The sequence below is a fragment of the Pseudomonas sp. P4_D7 genome (assembly GCF_056401755.1).
The window spans coordinates 13553-35444 of the sequence record NZ_JBFUIR010000046.1 but is presented as its reverse complement, the minus strand read 5'-3'; the positions used below and the strand labels follow the sequence as shown (position 1 = coordinate 35444).

Annotated in this window: 22 protein-coding genes; 10 read left to right on the top strand and 12 right to left on the bottom strand. The window is 60.5% G+C overall.

Features of this window, described 5'->3' with window-relative positions; translation table 11 throughout:
- Positions 1-38: 38 nt before the first annotated feature.
- Positions 39-332, bottom strand: coding sequence for a hypothetical protein (locus AC1DVF_RS23550; RefSeq protein ID WP_007914623.1), 294 nt, complete (start codon positions 330-332; stop codon positions 39-41).
- A gap of 245 nt (positions 333-577) precedes the next feature.
- On the opposite strand from AC1DVF_RS23550, the gene AC1DVF_RS23545 reads away from it, so the two are divergent.
- The 5 genes from AC1DVF_RS23545 (at position 578) to AC1DVF_RS23525 (ending at position 5079) form a co-directional block, all read left to right on the top strand.
- Complete coding sequence (locus AC1DVF_RS23545; RefSeq protein ID WP_460130706.1) at positions 578-880, top strand: MazG-like family protein; 303 nt, start codon at positions 578-580, stop codon at positions 878-880.
- On the top strand, positions 880-1629 hold the full coding sequence (locus AC1DVF_RS23540; protein ID WP_427120584.1) for a methyltransferase: 750 nt from the start codon (positions 880-882) through the stop codon (positions 1627-1629). The genes AC1DVF_RS23545 and AC1DVF_RS23540 overlap by 1 nt, the downstream gene beginning before the upstream one ends.
- A 12-nt stretch (positions 1630-1641) precedes the next feature.
- On the top strand, positions 1642-2256 hold the full coding sequence (locus tag AC1DVF_RS23535) for a DUF4136 domain-containing protein (protein WP_095047366.1): 615 nt from the start codon (positions 1642-1644) through the stop codon (positions 2254-2256).
- A 54-nt stretch (positions 2257-2310) separates the two neighbouring features.
- A complete protein-coding gene (locus AC1DVF_RS23530; protein ID WP_477783220.1) occupies positions 2311-2868 on the top strand; it encodes a DUF4136 domain-containing protein in 558 nt (185 codons plus the stop codon).
- A gap of 222 nt (positions 2869-3090) precedes the next feature.
- Positions 3091-5079, top strand: coding sequence for a pilus assembly protein TadG-related protein (locus tag AC1DVF_RS23525; RefSeq protein WP_116255835.1), 1989 nt, complete (start codon positions 3091-3093; stop codon positions 5077-5079).
- Here the strand turns inward: AC1DVF_RS23525 and AC1DVF_RS23520 are convergent.
- Positions 5076-7829 carry a PAS domain-containing sensor histidine kinase gene (locus AC1DVF_RS23520; RefSeq protein WP_477783219.1) on the bottom strand — a complete coding sequence of 918 codons (2754 nt, stop codon included), beginning with the start codon at positions 7827-7829 and terminating at the stop codon, positions 5076-5078. The genes AC1DVF_RS23525 and AC1DVF_RS23520 overlap by 4 nt on opposite strands.
- Complete coding sequence (locus AC1DVF_RS23515; protein WP_093430263.1) at positions 7826-8269, bottom strand: TadE/TadG family type IV pilus assembly protein; 444 nt, start codon at positions 8267-8269, stop codon at positions 7826-7828. The genes AC1DVF_RS23520 and AC1DVF_RS23515 overlap by 4 nt, the downstream gene beginning before the upstream one ends.
- Before the next feature lie 75 nt (positions 8270-8344).
- Here AC1DVF_RS23515 and AC1DVF_RS23510 point away from each other — a divergent pair, with 75 nt between their 5' ends.
- The 3 genes from AC1DVF_RS23510 to AC1DVF_RS23500 all read left to right on the top strand — a co-directional run bounded on the left by AC1DVF_RS23510 (position 8345) and on the right by AC1DVF_RS23500 (position 10910).
- A complete protein-coding gene (locus tag AC1DVF_RS23510; RefSeq protein ID WP_460089747.1) occupies positions 8345-8815 on the top strand; it encodes a prepilin peptidase in 471 nt (156 codons plus the stop codon).
- A 126-nt stretch (positions 8816-8941) separates the two neighbouring features.
- Positions 8942-9730, top strand: a complete 789-nt coding sequence (locus AC1DVF_RS23505; RefSeq protein ID WP_320335875.1) for a response regulator transcription factor — start codon at positions 8942-8944, stop codon at positions 9728-9730.
- A gap of 817 nt (positions 9731-10547) precedes the next feature.
- Positions 10548-10910 carry a DUF6124 family protein gene (locus tag AC1DVF_RS23500; protein ID WP_477783218.1) on the top strand — a complete coding sequence of 121 codons (363 nt, stop codon included), beginning with the start codon at positions 10548-10550 and terminating at the stop codon, positions 10908-10910.
- A 118-nt stretch (positions 10911-11028) separates the two neighbouring features.
- Here AC1DVF_RS23500 and AC1DVF_RS23495 read toward each other — a convergent pair whose 3' ends face one another.
- Genes AC1DVF_RS23495 through cpaB form a run of 8 tightly spaced genes read right to left on the bottom strand, consistent with a single transcriptional unit; the run spans position 11029 to position 18477 of the window.
- Positions 11029-11301: a DUF3613 domain-containing protein gene (locus AC1DVF_RS23495; protein ID WP_093430268.1), complete on the bottom strand. Its 273-nt coding sequence runs from the start codon at positions 11299-11301 to the stop codon at positions 11029-11031.
- Between the two features lie 10 nt (positions 11302-11311).
- Positions 11312-12034, bottom strand: a complete 723-nt coding sequence (locus AC1DVF_RS23490; RefSeq protein WP_320335873.1) for a tetratricopeptide repeat protein — start codon at positions 12032-12034, stop codon at positions 11312-11314.
- Between the two features lie 22 nt (positions 12035-12056).
- Entirely contained in the window at positions 12057-12941 is an 885-nt protein-coding gene (locus AC1DVF_RS23485) for a type II secretion system F family protein (RefSeq protein WP_116256701.1), read from the bottom strand.
- A 1-nt stretch (position 12942) separates the two neighbouring features.
- Positions 12943-13827 carry a type II secretion system F family protein gene (locus AC1DVF_RS23480; RefSeq protein WP_477783217.1) on the bottom strand — a complete coding sequence of 295 codons (885 nt, stop codon included), beginning with the start codon at positions 13825-13827 and terminating at the stop codon, positions 12943-12945.
- Between the two features lie 18 nt (positions 13828-13845).
- Positions 13846-15114 (bottom strand): CpaF family protein, encoded by a 1269-nt coding sequence (locus AC1DVF_RS23475; RefSeq protein ID WP_477783216.1) that lies wholly within the window; start codon positions 15112-15114, stop codon positions 13846-13848.
- A complete protein-coding gene (locus AC1DVF_RS23470) occupies positions 15111-16301 on the bottom strand; it encodes a CpaE/TadZ family protein (RefSeq protein WP_477783215.1) in 1191 nt (396 codons plus the stop codon). Before AC1DVF_RS23470 ends, AC1DVF_RS23475 begins: the two co-directional genes overlap by 4 nt.
- Positions 16298-17515: a type II and III secretion system protein family protein gene (locus AC1DVF_RS23465; protein WP_477783214.1), complete on the bottom strand. Its 1218-nt coding sequence runs from the start codon at positions 17513-17515 to the stop codon at positions 16298-16300. The genes AC1DVF_RS23470 and AC1DVF_RS23465 overlap by 4 nt, the downstream gene beginning before the upstream one ends.
- Positions 17516-17535: 20 nt before the next feature.
- Positions 17536-18477 (bottom strand): Flp pilus assembly protein CpaB, encoded by a 942-nt coding sequence (cpaB, locus tag AC1DVF_RS23460; protein ID WP_099757905.1) that lies wholly within the window; start codon positions 18475-18477, stop codon positions 17536-17538.
- A gap of 338 nt (positions 18478-18815) precedes the next feature.
- Between cpaB and AC1DVF_RS23455 the strand changes: the two genes are divergently transcribed.
- Both AC1DVF_RS23455 and AC1DVF_RS23450 read left to right on the top strand, forming a co-directional pair.
- A complete protein-coding gene (locus AC1DVF_RS23455; RefSeq protein WP_095047415.1) occupies positions 18816-19022 on the top strand; it encodes a Flp family type IVb pilin in 207 nt (68 codons plus the stop codon).
- A gap of 71 nt (positions 19023-19093) precedes the next feature.
- The gene (locus tag AC1DVF_RS23450; protein WP_257356945.1) at positions 19094-19501 is read left to right on the top strand and encodes a response regulator; all 408 of its coding nucleotides are present in this window, start codon (positions 19094-19096) and stop codon (positions 19499-19501) included.
- Between the two features lie 686 nt (positions 19502-20187).
- On the opposite strand, the gene AC1DVF_RS23445 is transcribed toward AC1DVF_RS23450, so the two are convergent.
- On the bottom strand, positions 20188-21858 hold the full coding sequence (locus AC1DVF_RS23445; RefSeq protein ID WP_093430278.1) for a ShlB/FhaC/HecB family hemolysin secretion/activation protein: 1671 nt from the start codon (positions 21856-21858) through the stop codon (positions 20188-20190).
- Positions 21859-21892: the final 34 nt, after the last annotated feature.

The window sequence follows — 21892 nt, the reverse complement described above, 5'->3', positions numbered from 1 at the left end:
TAGGCGGGCGGCGTTCCGATGAGGGGCTCTTCAAGCGGTTAATGAATAATCCAGCTAAGCAGCCACAACCCCAGCAACAACCAGATGATCCCGGCAATAATCGACGCATTCATGAACGCCCGAATCGCCGACCACAACAGCATCAACCCGACGATCAGGGCGATGATGCTGATGATCGAGGTGTCCATGCCCAGGGTTTTGGCCAGGCCGTCGACAAAGTTGCCACCGGCATTGCTCAGAATGTTGAACAAACCACTGAGGCCATCGACGATAAAGCGGATGACTGAACCGAGCGCCTGCCCGAGCCATTCGAAAAAGCTTTCTACCTGCATGTGTGCATCCTGATGAAAGAGCTGAGCCTTGGGCCACAACGCGGGTGGCCGAGTTCCCTGCATGATAGAAGGTTTGCACCCATTCTGTGTGGGAGCGAGCCTGCTCGCGAATACGGTGGATCAGTTAACTGATGGGTTGAATGACACAGCGCTTTCGCGAGCAGGCTCGCTCCCACATTAGATCACCTGCGCCGCTTGCCTTTGGTGGGTATCCCCCCGAAGCTATACGCCTTCAGGAGAACCCGATGAACCTTGTTGAACTGACCGAACGCCTGCACGCCATTCGCGACCGTAATGACTGGCGGCAATTTCACAGCCCGAAAAACCTCGCCATGGCAGCCAGTGTCGAAATGTCTGAACTGGTGGAAATCTTCCAGTGGCTGACGGAAGACCAGTCGCGCCAGTTGCCCGCCGACAAACTCGCCCACGCCGGGCAGGAAGTCGGCGATATCGTGTTGTACCTGTTGCTGCTGTGCAGCGAGTTGGGCCTGGACATGAATGAAGTGGTGCGCGTCAAGCTTGCCGACAGCGAACGGCGGTTCAGCTGATGAGCGACCGGCATTTCGATCAGTTGGCGACGCGGTTCGCCGAAAAAATCTATGGCGGCGCGAAAGGCGCGATTCGCCTCGCGGTGTTGCAGGCCGACCTAATCGAGGCACTGCCGGATCATCCGTTGCGCGTTCTCGACATCGGTGGTGGTCTTGGCCACATGTCGCTGTGGCTGGCCGAGCGCGGCCATGACGTAACCTTCACCGAGCCCGCCGCACCGATGCTCGAAGGCGCGCGCCAGCGTTTTGCTGAAGCCGGGCAAACCGCAACATTCATTCAGGCGCCGTGGCAGGAACTGCTCGGCCAACTCACTGAACCGTACGATCTGGTGATCTGCCACGCCGTGCTCGAATGGCTCGCCGAACCCCACGCGATCCTGCCGGTGCTGCACCAACTCACCAAGCCCGGCGGCTGGTTGTCGCTGGCGTTCTACAACCGCGATGCGCTGATCTACCGCAACCTGCTCAAAGGCCATTTCAAGAAAATGCGCAAGAACAGCATGGCTGGGGAAAAGCAGAGCCTGACCCCGCAACAGCCTCTCGACCCACGGGAATTGGCAACGCAACTCGAAGGCCTGTGGCAGGTCGAAACCCAGAGCGGGATCCGGGTTTTCCACGACTACATGCCGGTGGAATTCCAGGCCCGCGCCGAACTCGCGGATTTGCTCGAGATGGAGCTCGCTCACCGCCGTCACCCAAGCTTCGCCGGGCTTGGGCGCTACTTGCACTGGATCTGCCGGCCGATCTGATCGGAGCGCGACATGAAAGCTCAATCCGGGTTATTGCTGATCTGTCTGGGGTTGGCTGCCTGCCAGGGCAGCAACCCGTACGTGGCGCAGTCGCGGCCCTTGCCGCCGGCGCCGGCGCAAGCCGCCACCACCTTCGACCGTAGCGCTTACCCGGCGCCGCCGCGTGACTACGGACGCTATCGCAGTTGGGCCTGGCTCAACGGGCAGTTGCCGCCGGGTACGGCGTGGGCGGACTCGGCGCAAGTGGCCGAAGCGGTGAGCAATGCCCTCGATCAGCGCGGTTTGCGCCCGTTGCACGACAACCGCCCGGCCGACCTGTTGGTCAGCGCCGATCTGCGGCTGGAAACCCGTTTGCGGCAGGTCCAGGACGACTACGGCTACTACGGCGGCGGATACGGCGGCTACGATCGATATGGTCGCGGTTATGGCATGTACAACACGGTGCCGATCGTGCGCACGTATTCGGAGCAGGTCGTGGTGGTGCAGGTCAATCTGTTCGACGCCGGCAGCGGGCAACCGGTCTGGAGCGCCAGTGCCGAAACCGCGAACAAGGGCAGCGAAATCGATCGCACCGATTCGATCCGCGAAGCTGTGGAAAAGGCCATGTCGGCGTATCCTCCGAGTTAGCTTTCTGCCAACGGGAAGCTGCCGCAGGTTCATGTCTTCAATCGGAGAAAAACCATGTTCCGCCGTCTCGCTCTACTGGCCATGGCCACGCTGCTCAGCGCCTGCGCCGCCAACCAGGTCAACCACGACTTCGATGCCAGCCGCGACTTTGCCGCCTATCGCAGCTGGAGCTGGAAAGACCCCGCCCTGCAATATCGCCCCGATGATCCACGAATCAAAAGCGACCTGACCGAACAGCGCATCCGCCAGGCCGTCGCTGATCAGCTCGACCAGCGCGGTTTGCGTCCTGCGGCGGCGGGGGGCAAGGGTGACCTGAATGTACAGACCTACCTGATCGTCGAGGATCGTCAGCAGCAAGTGACGACCAATTACGGTGGCGGTTGGGGTGGCCCGTGGAACGGCTACTGGGGCGCGCCGATGTACAACGAAACGCGCAACATCATTTACAAGGTCGCGACCATCCAGATCGACCTGCTCGACGGCAAAGACGGCAAACTGGTGTGGCGCGGCAGCGATGAGCAGATGCTCGCCAGCAGGCCGAATCCCGAAGATCGCAGCAATGCCATTCGCGAGACTGTCGGGCGGATTCTGGCCAACTATCCACCGCGCTGAATCCGTTAAAAAGTGGGAGCTGTTGAGCTCCCATTTTTTGTTCCACCCTAAATTCTGATGTGGGAGCGAGCCTGCTCGCGAAAGCCGGGTGTCATTCAACTGTTATTTATCCGACACGACGCCTTCGCGAGCAGGGATGTTTGTCTGTTCGAAATGGCGCGTTGCCATTAGGCGCGTCTACACTCAGTTGCACCAATGGAGCTTGCGGCAAAGGAGTGCGCCATGTCGCCTCGTTCGCGATTCACCAGCCCGGCCCGGCAGCGCGGGGCGATTGGCTTGATGGCGGCGGCCACCCTCAGTCTGGCGGTGGTGATGCTGCTGTTGGTGGTCGACACCGGCCGCTTGTACATGGAGCAACGCAAATTGCAGCGGGTGGTGGACAACGCCGCCCTCGAAGCCGTCAGTCGTGGCGGCAATTGCCTGCCGGGGCTGAGCGCTGCCAGTTACGCCGGGCAAAGCGCCGTGCGCAACGGCTACGTTGTCGACGCCAGCAACACCCTCGCCACCACGTGCGGCACCCTGGTGACTGCCGCCAGCGGTTTACGCACGTTCGCCGTGGATGCCACGCAAATGGCTGCGGTCAAAGTCGTCGCCAGTCGCACGGTGATCACCAGTTTTGCCGGCGGCGTACAAGCCTTGTTCAGCGGTACACCGGTCAGTCTCAATACCACGCTGAATGCCTCGGCGGTGGCCGCCAAACCGCAGCCAACGGTCGCCCAGCTGAATATTCGCAGCACGCTGGCGAGCATCGATACGGCCCAGTCGAACATCCTCAATCCGCTGTTTTCCGGGTTGCTCGGCGGTAACGTCAATCTTACCGCGCTAGGCTGGGACGGTTTGCTGAACACTGATATCAACTTGCTGAAATACCTTGATCAGCTGGCGATCAATCTCAATGTCGCGGCCGGCAATTACACGCAATTACTCAACACTCAGGCCACGGTGACGCAACTGATTCAGGCCGCCGCGACGGTGGTGCAACTCAATGGTGCGACCGCCCAAGTGATCACTGCGCTGGGCCAATTGCAGGTGGCGGCGGTCAACGCGGCGCCGGTCAAACTGGGTGACATTCTGCAATTGCAGACCGGGACCACGGCAGCAGGGCTGGACGCCAATCTGCAACTGCTGCAACTGATTCAAGGCGTGGTGCAACTGGCCAACAGCAAGAGTGCGGTGGCGGCGACGTTGCCGATCAGCGTGCTCGGGCTGGCGAATGTCACGGTGCGGGTGAAAGTGATCGAGCCGCCGCAGTTTTCCGCCATTGGCGATCCGGCGCGGGCCAAGGTCAATCCGACCGGGCCGGACCGGATTTATGTGCGTACGGCGCAGGTGCGCACGCTGGTCTCAGTGAATCTGCCGGTGCTGTCCGGGGTCACGGGACTGACCAACGCGGTGTTGGGATTGGTCGCGGGACTGACGCCGACGCTCAATGCAGTCCTGAGTCTGAATCTGGTAGCAGTCCTGAGTTCGGTCGCCTGCGCCGGTTGCCAGCAACTTGACCCACTCCTTTTGCCATCCCCCGAAATTGACATCAGCCTGGATGCTGGTGGCGCGAAAAGCTATGTCACCGATTACAGCTGCCCAACCGGGACAACAGGCACGAAAAGCCTGACTGCCCACACCATCACATCCATTGCCGACCTCAAACTCGGCAAGATCGACCCTGCCAACGCCTTTTCCTCGGCCGCCGAACCGACTGTCACGCCATTACCGTTGGTTGATCTGGGAATCGTCACCTGCCACAAGATTCTGGGCATCGGGACTTGCGACCCCTCCACCCATATTCAATACGGCGCTGGCGGCATTGCGATCATGCTCGACACCAGCGTTGCGCAAAACACTCAGGATCTGGTGTTCTCCAGCGCTACGCCATTCGCCACCCCGGCCAACCTCAAATTACCCCCAAGCATTCAGTCAGCCGCACCCACCAGTAACATCGTCGGCAGCCTGTCGAACACCCTCGCGGGGATCAACCTGATCGTCTACAAACCCCAGGGCAGCAATCCATTGGGTGCCGTTGTTACCGGCGTTGCCTCGTTGATCAGTGATGTCACCAGCAAACTGCTGCCGGTGGTGACCAACCTGGTCAGCCCGTTGCTCGACCCGCTGCTGAACAACCTGCTCAAAGGCCTGGGCATTAACCTGATGGATGTCGACGTCGGTGCCAACATGACCTGCGGCCAGACCGGCAAGGCCTATCTGGTGATCTAGGCGTCCACGGCAACTGGCAACTCAATGCAGAACCGCGCGCCCTCCACCGAGTTGCGCACGCTCAACTCGCCGCCCATGTTGTCGATGATGCCGTAGCTCACCGACAGCCCCAGCCCGGTGCCGACGCCGATGGGTTTGGTGGTGAAAAACGGCTCGAAAATCCGCTCCAGCAAACGCGGATCGATGCCGCCCCCGTTGTCCTCGACCCACAGTCGCACATGCTGCTCGTCACGTTCAGCGTAGATTGAGATCCACGGTTTGAAGCTTGAGTCCTTCTCGCGTTTGCTCAGTAACGCATCCCGCGCGTTGACCATCAGATTGATCAACACCTGTTCAAGCTGATCGACGTAGCCGCGCACTCGCACCTCGAACCCGGTCTCGCTGATGCGCAAATCCACGCCTTTGCCGCGCATGCCCTCGGCCAGCAGCGACAGCGTGCCTTCAATGGCCGAGGCCGGGTTGAACAGTTGCTGCTCGATCTCCGAACGTCGACCGAATACGCGCATGTGATCGACGACTTTCGCTGCACGCTGCACCTGCGCATCGATGCGATTGAGCTTGTCGGTCAGGTAATCGACCTGCACATCGCCGTTGCCCAGGCGCTTGAGCACGTTGACGATGGCCATGCGCATCACGTTCAGCGGCTGATTGATTTCATGGGCGAGGCCGGTGGCCATTTCGCCAAGGGTGGCCATTTTCGCGCTTTGTGTGAGTTGCTGCTGCGAGCGGCGCACCTCGGTGTTGTCTCGGCCCACCGCTTGCACTTCGATCAACTGGCCGTGCTCATCGAACACGCCGCGATCGGACCACACCCACCAGGCATGTTCTCTGCCGGGCAGTTGCAGGCTGATTTCCGCGGTGCTCACCGGTTGCTCCACAGTCAGTGCAGCGAGACGCTGGACGAACGCAGTACGTTGTTCCTCGGACATCCATCTGCCCAGATCGACCCCTGGCAGTTCCTCCGGCGTGCATTCCAGATACTTCGCCAGCGGCCGGTTGCCAAAGGTCAGAATCAGATCCGGGCGATAGCGACAGATCATTGCCGGCGAGTCTTCCACCAGAATCCGATAGCGCTCTTCACTTTTTTTCACCTGTTCGGCTGCCAGGGTCGCCTCGGTGACGTCCAGCCACAAACCGACCGCTTCGACTGGCAGGCCGAGGTCATTGCGCAGCAGACGGGCTTCATCGAGCAACCAGTGATACTCGCCGCGACGGTCGCGCAGTCGATAACGGCTGCGCACCGAACCTTCGCGCAGCAACTGGCGGCTGCGGGCGAAATACACCTCGCGATCCTCGGGATGGATCATCTCGACCAGAGCACCGTCGCTGCAGTCCTCAAGGTTCCAGCCCAGCAAGGGTTGCAGGCTGGCACTGAAGAACGCCGGTATCAGCGCGCCTTCCTGGTAGTGCTGGACGTAAATCACCGCGGGCGAGCTGGCAATCAGGTTGTCCAGCCGCGCATGCGCAGCGGCGGCCCGTTGTTGCTGGTTCTGGATGTCGCTGATGTCGAGCATGAAACCGACCAGCCGGCGGTGCTCGCCGCTGCCAATCAGTTGGCCCTGTACGCGATACCACGTGGGCGCTTGCGCGGGATTGCCGTCGTGCAGACGCACCGAGAGCGTCAGGGCTTCACCGTGTTGTTGCAAAGCGTGCAGACGGCTGCGCAACTCGTCGCGGTCGGCGGGATGGATTTGCATCAGCCAGTCTTCCAGCGGTAATCCGCCAGGGTTCACGTTCAAGACCGCCGCCAGCGCGGGTGCCAGTTGAATGTGCTTGTCGCCTGCCAAAATCTCCCACCAGCCTGCACCCAACAGGGTTTGCAGCGCTTCGATGCGCTCCAGTTGCAAGTGATGCTGCTGTTCGCGCAGGCGCCCCAGCAACGGCCCGGCCAGCGCGCCGAGCAGTGCCATCCAGTCACGCTCGGTCAGGTATGGTGCGGCGCTGTCCACGGGATAAAACCCACAGAGCAGCCAGGCCACCACACCGTGTTCATCGCTATACGGCACCGCGAAACCTTCGGCACTGCCGAACAGAACCTGCACTCGCGAATGTTCATCCAGGCCCTGATGCGCGCCGACACGTTGCGGCGCGGCACCGTTCAGGCTGTCCAGCGGCGTGCCCAGACGTTGCTGGTCGTGCCACAGGTTCGGCGCATCGTGGGCGCGATGCTGACGATAGATCTGCCAGCCCTGCTGCTCATCATCGAGCAAGGCCAGCGCCAGACAAGGGATGTGCCAGCGCTGGGCGATCATTTGCAATTGTTCGCTGACGATCGTCGGCAACCGCGCCTGGCTGCATGCGCGCAACTGTTCGCTGATCTGCCCGGCGAGCAATTGGCAGGCATCACGCTGGCGCGATTGTTGGCGTTCGAGCAACAAGTCGGCGATATCGATCAACTGCATCAGCCAGCCCTCGCCCAGCGGTTGAACCCAGCCACGCACGTGCACGGTCTGCTCGCCCAGACCGAAGAAGTCGAGATCAAGCAAAAGCCCCTGCCACTCCCTTGGCCGACCTTCGATGGTCAGTGTGCTGTGCGGCAGTAGATAGGCGCTCAGCGGTAAGGGTCGATCGTGAGTCTTGAACTGCGCCAGCAGATGCCGCAGCGGCCCGGCCATTTGCAGCACGTCACCGTCGTCGTTCAGGTACAGGTGCAAGCCTGTTGCGGGTGAACCGAGTGGGTCGGGCAACTCATGGGCGGCGGGCGGTGTGCGTTTGAGCAAACGCCCGAAAAGTTTGTCTCCCGACGTCAAAATTGCAGACTCGACTTGGCGGTCAGGTAGGTGGGCAGGCTGGGTACCGTGCCGATGCCCGGCAGAACCAGAAACGGCATGACCTGATTGAGCTTGCTGACCGGGTAATTCACTTGCACTGTCAGCAGGCCCGTCGCGCTGTATTCGACACTGGTGTCAACGCCGACCACCAGGTTGAAGATCGGACGGATCCAGGACAATTGCTGGGTCAGCGTGGCATTCGCGGTGTTGATCACCACGGTTGAATAGTTGGGTGTGTTGGGATCGACCGCGACACTGCGGCGCACGGCTTCGGACGTGGCCTGATTGAACGATTGCATCATCACCAAGGGCAGGCTGTAACTGACCAGGCCGTAAAACACGGCGAAAAAGATGATGAACACCAAGGCGAACTCAATCGCCACCGCACCTTTTTGCGACTTGCGAAAGCCGGTTTTCATGAGTGCGTCTACCCTGACTGTCACTGCGTAGTCTCAGCATAGAATCATTCCGCAAAAATGGACGGTTTTTACCGGATGTACAGTTTTCTCCTTCTGATCTGGCTGGGCCTGTGCGCGGCGCAAGATGCCCGCCAGCGACGCATTGCCAATGGGCTGACGCTCGGTGCGGCGGCGCTGGCGCTGATCTGGCTGTTGTGGACCGGCAGCACTTGGCTGGGCGCTGAGGCGGGGCAGGGCGGTTGGGCCTGCCTGATCGCGCTGGCGCTGACCCTGCCGGGTTTTTTCATGGGGCGCATGGGCGCCGGCGATGTGAAATTAATGACAGCCCTCGGTCTTGCGACGGACGGTCTGTTTATTCTTGGCGTATTTATAGGGGCGGGCGTCGCCAGCCTGATCTGGATGCTGCTGGCGCCAAGAGTCTGGCTCCATATGAGTCAAGGGCTTAGAGAACGTCTGCGATATCTGGCCCCGAGCATGTCAAAAAAGCTGCCATTTGCACCGTTCGTGCTGGTCGGTGCAGTGCTCGTTATGCTTTGGATCCACTAGTCGCCAAGCGCCACTAGTTCTATGTACATAGTCGGAAAGTACGTCTACTTTCAAATGAACTGGTTATACAGCCAAAGGCTGGCAGTACAGGAGTGGTCAGCTTTGGCCTGGGACATGGAGTAGCACGTGAACAAGCTTACGTCTGCGGTAAAAGTCCTCGTGGTCGACGATCAGCCGTTGATCGTGGAGGAGTTGTGCGAGTTTCTTGAAAGCAATGGTTATCGCTGTGTGCCGTGCGAATCCAGTCTGCAGGCGATCGAGTGTTTCAGTGAGGACGCGGAAATCGGTCTGGTGCTGAGTGATCTGCACATGCCGGACATGGATGGCATTCAACTGATTCAGGCGTTGCAGCGTTTGGCGGGCAAGCGTCGGGTGTTTGAGGCGATCATGCTCACTGGGCGTGCCGACAAGCAGGATGTGATCAAGGCATTGCGTGCCGGGATTGCCGATTATTATCAGAAGCCGATTGATCTGGATGAGTTGCTCGACGGGGTGCGGCGTCAGGAGGCGGCGCTGCAGGAGCGGCAGAAGAATCTGCAATTGGGGCATTTGAATCAGAAGTTGCAGTATCTGTCTGAGTCGATTGATGACCTTTATCAGGATCTGGACAAGGTGCGTCGTAGTCCTTCGGCGGTGGTTCGTGATGTGTTGGGCGGTGAGCCTGCCGAGGCGGAGGCTCAGGAGATGCCGGAGATTTTCAATCAGTTGTCGCCGCGGCAATTGGATGTGGCGCGGTTGGTGGGCAAGGGGCAGACCAATTATCAGATTGCCTGTGAGTTGGGGATTACCGAGAACACGGTGAAGCTTTATGTTTCGCAGGTGTTGCGGTTGACGCATATGCATAATCGGACGCAGTTGGCTTTGGCCTTGTCGCCTAGTGCTTCTGCTTTGCGGCAGCGGGTTACGGCGCATTGACTTGGCGGCCTGTGGGCCGACCAGGTTCTTGGGGTTTTGGGTGAATATCCGTTGCTGCGGGTGTTGCTGCTGGCGGTTCCGCTCTTACAGCGGGTCACTTTTTCAGACGCCAAAAAGTAACCAAAAGGCTGGGCCCCGGCGTTCGGCCCCTCGCTAGGGCTCGGGGTTCCTTCGTTCCGGGATCTATCCGGGGGCATCGTCTACGGTTTGCTTCGCTGCACCTCCTCTCGATGTGTTTGGCTTCGCCAAACGGTCGCTGCGCTCCCACCCCCGGATAAATCCCTCCACTCAGCCTGCCGAAGGGGCCAGCAGATCAAAAGCTGCAGCCGAGCTAACGCTCATCCTGTTGAGTGGTTAGGAGCGGGTGAGGGGCTTTTGATCTGTTTCAGAGTCTGAATTCGACTCGGTCTTTCACGTCGGCGTAGCTCCCCCAGCCAACTCGGTCAGTCCCCTCTCCCTCCGGGAGAGGGCTAGAGTGAGGGTTGGCTTTTGGCTGTTTAAATTTGTGGGAGATAACCGGAACCTTCCCACACGGTTTTCAGGTTGTCCGTCAGACGTGCGCTCTCTAGTCTCTGACTGTCGCTGAACACTCAGCGATCGGGTGTGAGAACCCGGCAATTTATGGTCATCCAGTTTCTGTGCACGCATAATCGCCGCCAGCTTGTCTGCTGTCTGCAATGTGTCATGGCGGCTGTGTGCGGGCAGACTTCGGTCTGGCCGGGTGTCCATAACCGGTATTCTCACCCCGCATACGGCTGCCACCTTTTGCCCCGTGAGAATGGCAGTGGGTGGCGGCAAAGACTTTGGAATTGTTTCAATGGACAAACTGATCCCCGACCCACCCCACGAACCCATCACCCCACTCGAAGAAGCCATCCGCGCCGACGACCTCGTCAAAAACCGCGAGGCCATCAAACGCACCCTCGATTTCTACCTCTGCCCCGAACCGGCGAAACCCCACCAACCCACCACGATGTTCCTCATCCACCCGAAAATCGATACCGAAAGCCTGCTCGCCCATGCCTGCGAATCCCTGGCTTCGGCCAACACACTGGCCGGTAACTTTGCCGATCAGTTGGCCCGGCCGGAGCGCAATACCGCGCTGGCGATTCAGCAGATCATCATGCTGGCCGAGCTGGCGGTAAACCGGGCACTGGATCGGGTGGATCCGCAGGCCTGATCCGCCAGGCACACCGCGTCATCGTTATTCGCGAGCAGGCTCGCTCCCACAGGTGGAGTGCATTTCAAAAGGTGGGAGCGAGCCTGCTCGCGAAAGCGCTCGCAAGGTCACCCCATCACTAATTCTTGCTCTCGATCTTCCCACCCGCATCCGGATCATAAAAATCCGGAATCTCGTATTTGTACTTCTTCAGCCAGCGCTGCATCGCCAGATCCCGTTCGGTCGCAGTCGCCGTTTGGGGTTTGGGGGAGGCGGCTTTGTTGCGGCTTTGCAGGACCAGCCAGCCTTCGGTTTCCTGTTGTTGCGCCGAGGCGGGGCCGGCGTCGATGGCGGCGGCGCTGAGGGGCAGGCTGAGCAGGGTCAGGTAGCACAGGCCTTTGAAGGGGTTCATGGCTGTCTCCTTATTTGAGCGATGACGGCAACGGGTCAGCGACGGCGGCCACTTGATTGCTCGTGGCCGGTTTGGCCTTGACCGGGGCTTTGAGTTTTTCTGCGCGTTCCTGGGCTTCGGTGAATTGTTGCGGGGTCAGTTTGGCGCGGCTGACGATTTCGGCGGCCTGTGGCCAATCGTTCTGGTACAGCAGCAGGGTGACCATATTCAGGGTTGCCAGTTGGTTGTTCTGCTTGAGTTCGATGGCGGTGAGGAACTCGAAACGGGCGTCGTTGAGGCGCAGTTGGTTGAGGTAGACCACGCCCAGGTCGTTGCGGATTTTTTCGTCGGTGGGGGCCAGGCGCGCGGCGCGTTGCAGGTGGGCCTGGGCTTGGCCGTTGTCGCCGCGAGCAGCGTAGAGCTGACCGAGGCCGTGTTCGGCTTCGGCGGTCAGGCAGCCGCCGAGCAGGCCGCGGTACAGCGGCTCGGCTTCGCTACGGCCGAGCAGACGATAGACCTTGGCTTTGCGCAGGCGCACTTCGCTGATGTTGTCCGGCAGGCTTTGCAGGTTAGCCAGGCTGGCGTGCAGTTTGCCGTCGTTGGCCAGATCGTCCGCGAGGTTCAGGGCCAGCTCTTGCTCCTGGGTCATCTTGCTGCAACTGCTCGGTGCCAGCAGCGCTGTCCAGGGTGCCTGGCCGTCGGTGGCGCAACCGCCGAGCATCAACAGACTTGCCATGACTATCAGTACTTTCATCAAACGCTCTCCATGAGCAAGGTCAGTTTGCGAACGCCCGGGCTATCGCGGTGAAGCCGGGGCCAGCGAGGACGATCAGCAGTGCCGGAAACAGAAACAGCATCATCACTACAGACATCTTCGCCGACATTTTCGAGATGTACTCCTGCAAGCGCGTCAGGCGCCGGTCATCCAGCAGTTGCTTGAGCGCCAGCAGCGATTTCATCGCGCCGCCGCCCTGTTGAATCAGTTGCTGGAGGATTACGCAGGTGTCGCTGAATTCGTCCACGGCGAGCATCACCGCGGCTTTGTTCAACTCCTGGCCAAGTTCCAGACCGGAGTCGACACGGGTCAGGATCAGGCGCAGTTCGCTGGTCAGTTCCGGCAACAGTTTTTGCGCTTCGATGCTGAGTACACGCAGGGCTTGTTCCACTGCCATGCCGGATTCGAACAGGATGCGCAGCAGCGGAATAAACGTCGAAACCTCCACTGAGATGGTTTTCTGCCGCCGTGCTGCGGCGTAGGCCAGCAGGCGTTTGGGCAGCAGGTAACCGCCACCGGTGGCGAGCATTGGCACCAGCCAGCGGTTGTCGGCCTGGGGGAAGAACACTTCTTGCAGAAAGATCGCCAGGCCCAGCGTCAATAACGGCGTACCCACCTGGCATGCCGCATACAGCGCCCGTTCGTTGGCCCGGCGCCAGCCGATGCGGTTGAGCAGGGTCTGGGTTTCGCTGTCGATGCTCACCGAGCGTTGCCCGAACTTACTGCTGCCCAATGCGCGCAACCAGTTGCCGAAGCGATTCTCGCGCACCAGTTGTCCTTGCAGGCGCTGATTGATCTGACGCACCCGGCGCCGCTCTATCAGCAGGTGATTGATCACCAGCATCAAGGCGCCGAGCAGCAACATCAGTGCCGCGAGCCAGACCATGTCAGACGCTCCTCAACATGCGCCACAGCGCCAGGCTGCCGACCACTTGCAGCACGGCGGCGCTGATCAACATGTGCTGACCACTGGCGTCGTTCCACATCCCCAGCATGTAGCCGGGGTTGGTCAGCATGAAGTAACTCACCAGCAGCAGCGGCAATGAGCCGAGCACCCACGCGGTCATGCGCGTTTCGCCGGTGAGGGCGCGCAGTTGGCGGGCGCCCTGGTCGCGTTCGCGGATCAGTTTGATCAGGTTCTCCAGCAGCTCGCTGGCGTTGCCGCCGTAGCGATGATTGACCTTCAGGCCGAGGGCGAACATGCGCAGTTCATCCTGTTCATACAGCTCGGCAAAATCACTGACCGCATCGGGCAGGTTCACCCCCAGTTGCACGTTGCGCTGGACCCGGCCCATGGCTTTTTTCAGCGGATCTTCGCTGGCTTCAATGCCGCCCATGACCGCGTCACTCAGGGTGCGCCCGGACTTCAGGCTACGCACGGTGTGATCAAGCAACTGCGGCAGTTGCTCGATCATGCGTTTGATCCGGCGTTGGTAAAGAATGGCGATGTATAGCCGCAACAGCAGTGGCGGTATGACGATCATCAGTAGCAGGCCGATCCAGTCAGCAAGAAAATACCCCAGCGCTATCGCCAGCGCCCACAGACTCAGCCACAGGCCGAAACGCTCGGTCGGGCGGCCCAGTCCGGCACGCAGAAACATACGCTCCAGTCCGACCCACACAGGTTTTTCCGGCGCCGGTTGCGGTTGTCCGGCGGCGAGACGGTTGAGCACTTTTTCCGTGGCGGTCTTGCGCAGACCCTGCAAAAACAGGCGAATCGACAGCCCCAGCAGCGTCAGGCAGATAACGATGAGAATGATCGGTCCCAGCATGCTTGATGCTCCTTGCCGTCAGCCCTGATGTGTCTCGTGGCGCAGCTTGTCGCCGGCCGGATTGACGGCTTCGCGCAGGAAACCGAAACCGCTGCGGCGGTCGAGGCGGAACAGCGTGTTGGTGACGTAAACGTCTTCGCGAATGCCGACCACTTCCACGACCTCGCTGACGCAACGGCGCCCGTCGGGCATGCGCGTCAGCTGGATGATCACGTCGAGGGCCGCGCAGATCATCTGGCGCAGGGTGCGTTCGGCGATGGAACGGCCCGTCAGACCGACCAGCGTTTCCAGGCGCAGCAGGGCATCCTGGGCGTTGTTGGCGTGCACGGTGCTCATCGAACCGTCGTGGCCGGTGTTCATCGCCGTGAGTACATCGACCACTTCGACGCCACGAATCTCGCCGAGGATGATCCGGTCGGGGCGCATCCGCAGGGCATTGCGGATCAGGTCGCTGGCCTTCACTTCACCGTGGCCTTCGGCATTCGGCGGACGGGTTTCCAGGCGCACCACGTGGGGGTGGCCGAGCTGCAATTCGGCGACGTCTTCGATGGTCACCAGACGTTCGTGCGGGTTGATCAACTGGCTGAGAATGTTCAGCAGCGTGGTCTTGCCGGTGCCGGTGCCGCCGCTGATCAGGATGTTGCAGCGCTTGCCGACGGCATCCTGGAAAAACTCGAAGATCGACAGGTCGACGGTTTGCATGGCGATCAGGTCGCTGCTTTTAAGCATGTCCTTGCGGAATTTGCGAATCGACAGGCAGGGGCCGTCGAGGGCAATCGGCGGAATGATCGCATTGACCCGACTGCCATCGGGCAGGCGTGCGTCGACCATCGGTGAGGACTCGTCGAGGCGTCGTCCGAGTGGTGCAAGGATGCGTTGCATCACGCGTTCGACGTGATGGGCATCGATAAACCGCAGGTCACTCTGGTGCAGCACACCGTCGCGTTCGATGAATACCCGGTGCGGGCCGTTGACCAGAATCTCCGTCACCGAGTGATCGCGCAGCAACACCTCCAGCGGACCGAAACCGGTGAGTTCGTCGACGATCTCCTCGGCCAGGCGCTCCATTTCGTAGCGGGAAATCGCCAAGTGCAAACGGGCGATGTACTCGGCGACCTTGTCGGTGACGAACTGTGCGAGTTGCTGACGAGAACCTTCCAGCAGGTTTTTTCCCGACTCTTCGAGGGCGTCGATGATGTACCGATGCAGGACCAGTTTCAGGCCTTCGTGATCGCTGTTGCCGCCGCTGCTGCGGGGCGCAGCGCCGAAGAGTTTTTCTGCGCTCATGAGGTGCCTCGCAAGCGGTCGAACCAGGTGACTTTGGGCTTGGCCAGACCCTCGGAACGTTTGGCCAGGCGCTCACCGAGGGTGCGCAGGCTCTGGGTAAGTTTTTCGCGCGGGGCCAGTTCGAACAGGCTGACGCCCTGGTTTTTCGCGTTCAGGCGCACTTCTGGAGTGAGGGCCAGCGTGGCGATCACTTCCAGATTGAAGGTCTTGCCGAGGGTTTCCGAATTGGGCGCGACGCTGCTCAGGTAGCGGTCGATCAGCAGCCGCCCGTGGTCGAGCTTCATGCCTTTTTCCCGCCACAGATTGAGCACGGCGAGGTTGCGCCGGCAGTTGAGCACGTTCTGGTCGGTGTACCAGAGCAACTTGTCGCAGTGGCTGACAAAGGTGCGCAAGGCTTCACTGTCGGTCTGCCCGGTGAGGTTCACGACGATGTGCTGGAAGTGCTGGCGCAAGGCGCTGAGCAACATGTACAGCTCGGCGGCGCTGGTGTTTTCCAACGGCTCATCGTTGCTGGCGTAGGCGAGAATGCGCAGGCCGGCTTCGGCGCTGGTGAAGGCGCTGTCGATCAGCGTGGCGTCGAGCCGGCGCAAGTGACGCAGGGCATCGCCAAAGTGAAACGAACTTTCCAGCCCGAGCAGGGCGAGGCTGTCACCGCGCGGCAGACCGAGATCGAGCAGCAAGGTTTGCTGACCGCTCTTTTGCACCACCAGCGCCATGTGGTTGGCCAACAGCGCGCCATCGGAACTGCTCTGCACGCCATACATGACCGTAAGGCCGCCCAGTTGCGTATTCGGTGCCACGGGCGGCAGGCGTTTACTCAAGCGCCGCACCAGCCCGGCGACTTCACTGGAGCGCGAACCGTAGGCGACAAAATCCCTGGCCCCGGCACGCATCGCATTGAGCACCAGCTGATTGTCCATGCCGTCGCCGAGGGCCACGATTGCCAGCATCGGTTTGGCCTCCAGCGCGCCTTCGATCAACGCGCTCTGGGCGACCACGTGCTCGCGATCCAGGCCGACGAACACCAGACTGGCAAAGGTGACGTCGACCAACGCCAGCAGCTCATCCAGGCTGCCGCCACCGGCGCTGACCACTTGGCCGAGCGGCGCGAGCGCGCCCTGCAGCCACTCCAGATCGGTGCTGTTGCGGGTGATGGCGAGAAAGGTCTGGCTCAGGTTCTGGCTCATTGCGATAACCCGCTGCGCTTGTCGAAATTGCCGTTTTCCAAGAAGAACATGCGGTAGAAATTCGGGTCGTAATTGCGCAGTTTTTCCCCGGGTAACGACGGCAACTGGGCATCGGCGGCCAATGGCTGCACCAGATGCGGCGTCACGATCATCAACAGTTCGCGCTCTTCGCGCTTGATCTGCGAGCCTTTGAAAAATGCGCCGAGTACCGGGATGTCACCGAGGCCGGGAAACTTGTTCACCTGCGAGCTGTTGGTGGTGCTGATCAAGCCACTGATGACGAAACTCTCGCCGTCGCCAAGCGACACGCTGGTGTCGGTGCGGCGGATAGTCAGCGCCGGCACAGTGGTGCCGGCGATCTGTACGGCGTTACTGAAGTCCAGTTCGCTGACTTCCGGGGCGACCTTCAACGCGATGCGGTCGCGACCGATGATGGTCGGCGTCAGGGTCAGGCGGATGCCGAATTCCTTGTACTCGATCGACACGCTGTCGCTGCCGGAACTGGGCACCGGAATCGGAATTTCACCGCCGGCCAGAAAGCTTGCGCTTTGCCCGTTCAGCGCGACCAGGCTCGGCCGCGCGAGGGTGTAGGCGAAGCCGCTGGTTTCCAGGGCATTGATGATTGCCATGGTCTTGCCACCGATCCACGAGAAGTTGAACAGCGAGTTGTCCACCGGCAGGCGGGGCTGCGGCACCCCGTCAATCGGCGGCAGGGTGCCGGGCGAACCGAAGAGGAAATTGCCGCGCGTACCGATCAGTGAGGCGGTGGCTTCCTTGAGTTTGGTGCGGCTGACTTCGACGAAACGAATGTCGGTCTGCACTTGCGACGGCAGGTTCGGATCATCCGACGGCAGACTGCTGTACAGCGCGGCAGTGGCGGCGCCCTGAACAAAGACCATGCTCTGGCGCGGCTCGCTCGAACACGACGTCCAGACCATCAGGCTGGTGGCGCCGGGTGCAACGCCGGTGAGCAGAAAGGACGAACTGCCGTTGGCGTGGACGTCGGCGATTTTCGGGTCGCCGATGGCCAGACGCGTGATCGCCACGGGGGACTGCACGTCCTGCTGAAACCCTTCGCCGATTTCGATCACTGGCGGCATGCGCCCCAGTGCCGAACAATTGCCGACTGCCGCGAACGCAGCGTCCATCGACAGGCCCATCAGTAACAGGGCGCGCAGCATGGGTTTGAATGTCGGCCTGAAACGACTCTGCATGCCCTTGGATCCTTGCGCAGTCATGGGTTTTGTTGGGTGATCTGGTTGCCGCGAATGATTTCCACGGCAGGCCGTGCGGCGCCACCGGAACCACCACTGGACGGTGCTTTCGGTGCGGTGCCCATGGCCAGTTGGTTGAACTGGAAGAGTTGTCGGTTGGCGGTGTCGAGATGGGCCGTGGACTGGTTTTCGCCGGCCCAGTATTTGGCCAGGCGCTGCTCTTCACTGCTGCGTACGGCCAGGCGCAAGGTGCCGGCCTGGGTGGCGAGCATCAGGCGACTGAGCAGTTGTTCCGGCACCGCCAGCACCACGGTGCGCGCGGCGACGCGGCGTTGATCCTGTTTGAGTTTTTCGTCTGCACTCAGGGCCGGCGAGGCCGGTTGGCCGTCGTTGGTCAGGCCGTATTGATCGCCGACACCCAGCACACGCATGGCCGGTAAAACGATCTGTGCCGACTGTTCGAGGTTGCTGGAATCCTGGCGCAAGTAGAGCAAGACATCGACGTAATCGCCGGGAATCAGTTGCCCGGCGGCACCGATCACTTCGTCAACAGCCACGGTGAGCGCGCGTTCGTCACTGTGAATCATGCGTGCCAGTGAACCGCCGGCGGTGAAGCTTTCATCGTTCAGCCAGGTGCCGGCGCTGAGGTGCCGCCAAGGTGTGCGGCCAATGGCCTGATCGACAGTGCTCAAGCTGCCCGCCGGTGCACTGCGCAGTTTTTCCACCGCTACATCGGCGGCGGTCAGCGCAGTGAAGGGTGGCACATCGTGCAGCAGCACCACCACAGGTTGGCGGGTCTGGTCTTCGGCGATCGCGACAGTTTTTTCAACAGTGACAGTTGGGGCGACGGGGGCGACGGCGACGGGCGCTGGTTGACGACTGAGTACCAGTCCCCAGTAACCGACAAAAATGGCTCCCAATAACAGGATGGCTGCAAGGCCCATGGTGACGCGACTGTTCATGACGGCTCTCCCTTTCCTGCTGCACTACCCACTGCTATTGCTAACGAGAGAAGTTCCCAATCCGGCAGCTATGAACATGCAACTATTTCGCTATTTCCACGCTAGCTGATCCAAGCCAAAACGCCATTACTGACAGGAAAATAACTCACGAAAGTATGAGTCTTGGCCAATTAACAGCAGCCGATGGCAAAAACACGATTGGATTAATACTTTCCGGTTAATTCGTTCTTACAGTTGTTGGGTGGGGGTTTGTTGACAATGCTCAAATGGCACGGTGGGTCTTTGCCGTTGTAGTGACATCAGCGCCAGAGGCGCAAAGGAGCAGTCCTATGTTTCGCATGACTTTCGACTATCTAATGTCCAGAGCCCGGGTGTTCATCAAGAATGAAGAAGGGGCTTCGGCGATCGAGTACGCCATTGTGGTGGCGATGGTCGCCGTCGTGGTTGTGGCATTCGTAACCCCTCTTGGCGATAGGGTGCTGGCGATCTTCAATAATATTTTGACGTCTCTTGATGGTACGGCTGTGACACGGCCGACGCCTTGAGTCATGGGAACGCTGCACCTGGCTGATATCGCACTACAATGGATTTTCCATTCAGCTTTCAGGTATTGCCTATGAACGCGTCTTCGCCGCACCGCCAACAGTTGCTTTTGGTTGACGATGAAGAGGACGCGTTGCTGGAGCTGGCGGAGTTGCTCGAGGGGGAGGGGTTTGTCTGTCATACGGCGACGTCGGTGAAGCTGGCGTTGCATCATCTGACTCGCCATCCCGATATCGCGTTGGTGATCACTGATTTACGCATGCCGGAGGAGTCCGGCATGTCGTTGATCAAGCGCTTGCGTGAGCATACTTCTCGGCAGCATTTGCCGGTGATTGTGATGTCGGGGCATGCGGATATGGAAGATGTCAGTGATTTGTTGCGGTTGCAGGTGGTGGATCTGTTTCGCAAGCCGATTTATTACGTCAGGTTGTTGGAGACTTTGGATAATTTGTTTCCCAAGCCTAAGGTTCAGGTTGGCTGAGGTTGAACTCGGCGGCCTCTGGGCCGACCGTGCTTTGGGTGTTTTGGGTGAATATCCGTTTTTTTGGGTGTTGCAGCTGGCGGTTTCGCCCTTACGGCGAGGCACTTTTTCCAGACGCCGAAAAAGTACCCAAAAAGGCTTGCCGCAACGTTCGGCCCACTCGCTGAGGCTCGGGGTTCCTTCGCTCCGGGATCGATCCGGGGGCAGCGCCTACGGTTTGCTTCGCTGCACCTCCTCTCGCTGTGTTTGGCTTCGCCAAACGGTCGCTACGCTCCCACCCCCGGATCAATCCCTCCACTCAGCCTGCCGACGCGGCCGGTGAATCAAGATCAAGAGCTGCAGCCGAGCTAACGCTCATCCTGTTGAGTGGTGAGGAGCGGTAGCGGTGCGCGGTGCGCGCGGTGTGCGCTGTTTTGCTTTGGCTTTTCTGTGGGGGCGAGTTTGCTGCGGACGGCGTTCCTGCGAAAGCGGCCTGACAGCCGGCCAGTTTCTAACTGAATGCACTCAATCCAACTGTAGGAATGAGCCTGCTCGCGATGGCGGCCTGACAGCCGGCCAATTTCTAACTGAATGCACTCAATCCAATTGTAGGAGTGAGCCTGCTCGCGAAGGCTGCCTGCAATCCGACCCAGTTCTGCCGTTTGTACACTCCACCCGCCGCTGCCGAAGCCTCTTGGTGTTTCAGCTTACAACTGGTAACTGAAACTGATGCTGTACCTGGGCTTGCGATTGAACGTGTCCAGCGCTTCATCCGACATTGCCTTCGCCGCTTCCAGCGCAATGTTGTAGTACTTGGCATCGCCAAACCGTAGCCCGATCGCCGCCGATGACAGATTGTTGGCCCGCACCGGCAATTCATTGAACCAACTGCGCGAGCGATCGAGTACGACATACGGTTGCAGGATGCGCACCCAGTTGCCGTCGCGGTTGAAGCTGTAGTTGACCTCGTACGCCACGCCCCAGCCCTTGTCGCCGGACGCTTGATCGTCGGGATAACCACGACCGAAGTTCTGCCCGCCGAACACCGCGCGCTCGCTGTCGGGCAGGGTATCGTCGCTCCAGTACAGCGCGGCCGACAGCACCCCTTGCCAATTGTCGAGGAACTTGTCGCTCTGTACGCCAGACAGGCGCAGGCGAAAGAAGTCGAGGTCGATGGCGTTGTTGTTGGTTTTCGCGCCCATGCTGTCGAGGCCCTGGTACACGCCGCCGCTGAGGATCCGCAACTGGCGGGCATCGGCCTTGCGCCAGTCGCTCTCGAAGGCGAGGGCGCGGATGTCGGTGCGTTCTTCGACACTCAGCGGGAAGCCGATCACCTTGTAGCGGGTCTTGTCGTTGACCGCGTAAAGCCTTGAACCGGCCGTCAGCAGTTCGTTGGAAGCGGCAATCAGCGGCAGGGTGAAACCGATCGAGTAGCGGTCGTTTTCGCGGTGCGGTTTGAGTTGCAGGCCATTGTCGAGCAGGACATTGGTGCCGGGGTCAGCACGGTAGCGTGAAGCCGACAGCGCCAGTTGTGCGCCCTCGTCATTGAGGAACTGGTTGTAGTCGAGCCGGTAGTAATGTTCGTGATCGTCACCCGGTGGAAACAGGCCGCTGAGGGTCAGTTGCTCGCCCATCGCGGTTTGCGAATTGCTGCTGACACCGAGCAGGGCCTGGGTGCCGTTGCGGTTGTCTTCGGTGGTGCTCAGCGTGCTGGTGAAGGGTTTTCGACTGGCCTGGGCCACCAGCGTTGTGGCGCCGTCGGTGGTGCCGGGCGGTGGCACCTGGGCCTGGATCGTCACCCCGGGAATGCGCGTCATCAGCGTGGTGTAGCGCTCGAACGTCTTGCGGGTCAGCGGCCGCTCGGTCTGAATCTTCGCCGCCAGTTTGTCCAGTAGCGCTTTGACCCGGCCGACATCGCCCTGGATCTGGATATCGCGGACGTAGCCTTCCACCAGCACCACGCGCGCTACGCCGTCATTGAAATTTTGCTGCGGCAAGAACGCGTAGGACAGCAGGTAACCGTCCTGCTGATAGCGTCGGGTGATGTTGCGCGTGGCTTCGATCAGCTCGGCGAGCGTGGCTTGCCGGCCGATCAGGGGCTTATAGATTTCGGCGAGTTCGTTGAGCGGGTAGAGGGTGCCGCCTTCGATCTGCACGGTTTGCAGTTTGATCTTGGTGTCCATCAACAGCGGTTGCGCAGCGGCGGCACCAGCGTCCGGCACTTGCACCGGCGTGGCGCTTGGGCGATAGGCATCGGCCGGCAGGTTCGGCACCGGCAGATTGCGGATGGTTTCGTTGCTGTTGAGAAAGCTGGGCAGGGTGTCGGCGAGGGCGGCGGAACTGAGACTGAGGAACAGCAGGGATGCCATTACGCGCATAGGACACTCCATGGTCAGATCACGGCACTGGGCT

What these genes read in the sequence shown, in the direction of transcription:
- AC1DVF_RS23550 (WP_007914623.1), bottom strand. Translation starts at nt 332, where the DNA reads ATGCAGGTAGAAAGCTTTTTCGAATGGCTCGGGCAGGCGCTCGGTTCA.
- AC1DVF_RS23545 (WP_460130706.1), top strand. Translation starts at nt 578, where the DNA reads ATGAACCTTGTTGAACTGACCGAACGCCTGCACGCCATTCGCGACCGT.
- AC1DVF_RS23540 (WP_427120584.1), top strand. Translation starts at nt 880, where the DNA reads ATGAGCGACCGGCATTTCGATCAGTTGGCGACGCGGTTCGCCGAAAAA.
- AC1DVF_RS23510 (WP_460089747.1), top strand. Translation starts at nt 8,345, where the DNA reads ATGTACAGTTTTCTCCTTCTGATCTGGCTGGGCCTGTGCGCGGCGCAA.
- AC1DVF_RS23490 (WP_320335873.1), bottom strand. Translation starts at nt 12,034, where the DNA reads ATGAAAGTACTGATAGTCATGGCAAGTCTGTTGATGCTCGGCGGTTGC.
- AC1DVF_RS23455 (WP_095047415.1), top strand. Translation starts at nt 18,816, where the DNA reads ATGACTTTCGACTATCTAATGTCCAGAGCCCGGGTGTTCATCAAGAAT.
- AC1DVF_RS23475 (WP_477783216.1), bottom strand. Translation starts at nt 15,114, where the DNA reads ATGAGCGCAGAAAAACTCTTCGGCGCTGCGCCCCGCAGCAGCGGCGGC.
- AC1DVF_RS23445 (WP_093430278.1), bottom strand. Translation starts at nt 21,858, where the DNA reads ATGCGCGTAATGGCATCCCTGCTGTTCCTCAGTCTCAGTTCCGCCGCC.
- AC1DVF_RS23450 (WP_257356945.1), top strand. Translation starts at nt 19,094, where the DNA reads ATGAACGCGTCTTCGCCGCACCGCCAACAGTTGCTTTTGGTTGACGAT.
- AC1DVF_RS23525 (WP_116255835.1), top strand. Translation starts at nt 3,091, where the DNA reads ATGTCGCCTCGTTCGCGATTCACCAGCCCGGCCCGGCAGCGCGGGGCG.
- AC1DVF_RS23535 (WP_095047366.1), top strand. Translation starts at nt 1,642, where the DNA reads ATGAAAGCTCAATCCGGGTTATTGCTGATCTGTCTGGGGTTGGCTGCC.
- AC1DVF_RS23530 (WP_477783220.1), top strand. Translation starts at nt 2,311, where the DNA reads ATGTTCCGCCGTCTCGCTCTACTGGCCATGGCCACGCTGCTCAGCGCC.
- AC1DVF_RS23485 (WP_116256701.1), bottom strand. Translation starts at nt 12,941, where the DNA reads ATGGTCTGGCTCGCGGCACTGATGTTGCTGCTCGGCGCCTTGATGCTG.
- AC1DVF_RS23470 (WP_477783215.1), bottom strand. Translation starts at nt 16,301, where the DNA reads ATGAGCCAGAACCTGAGCCAGACCTTTCTCGCCATCACCCGCAACAGC.
- cpaB (WP_099757905.1), bottom strand. Translation starts at nt 18,477, where the DNA reads ATGAACAGTCGCGTCACCATGGGCCTTGCAGCCATCCTGTTATTGGGA.
- AC1DVF_RS23515 (WP_093430263.1), bottom strand. Translation starts at nt 8,269, where the DNA reads ATGAAAACCGGCTTTCGCAAGTCGCAAAAAGGTGCGGTGGCGATTGAG.
- AC1DVF_RS23500 (WP_477783218.1), top strand. Translation starts at nt 10,548, where the DNA reads ATGGACAAACTGATCCCCGACCCACCCCACGAACCCATCACCCCACTC.
- AC1DVF_RS23480 (WP_477783217.1), bottom strand. Translation starts at nt 13,827, where the DNA reads ATGCTGGGACCGATCATTCTCATCGTTATCTGCCTGACGCTGCTGGGG.
- AC1DVF_RS23465 (WP_477783214.1), bottom strand. Translation starts at nt 17,515, where the DNA reads ATGCAGAGTCGTTTCAGGCCGACATTCAAACCCATGCTGCGCGCCCTG.
- AC1DVF_RS23495 (WP_093430268.1), bottom strand. Translation starts at nt 11,301, where the DNA reads ATGAACCCCTTCAAAGGCCTGTGCTACCTGACCCTGCTCAGCCTGCCC.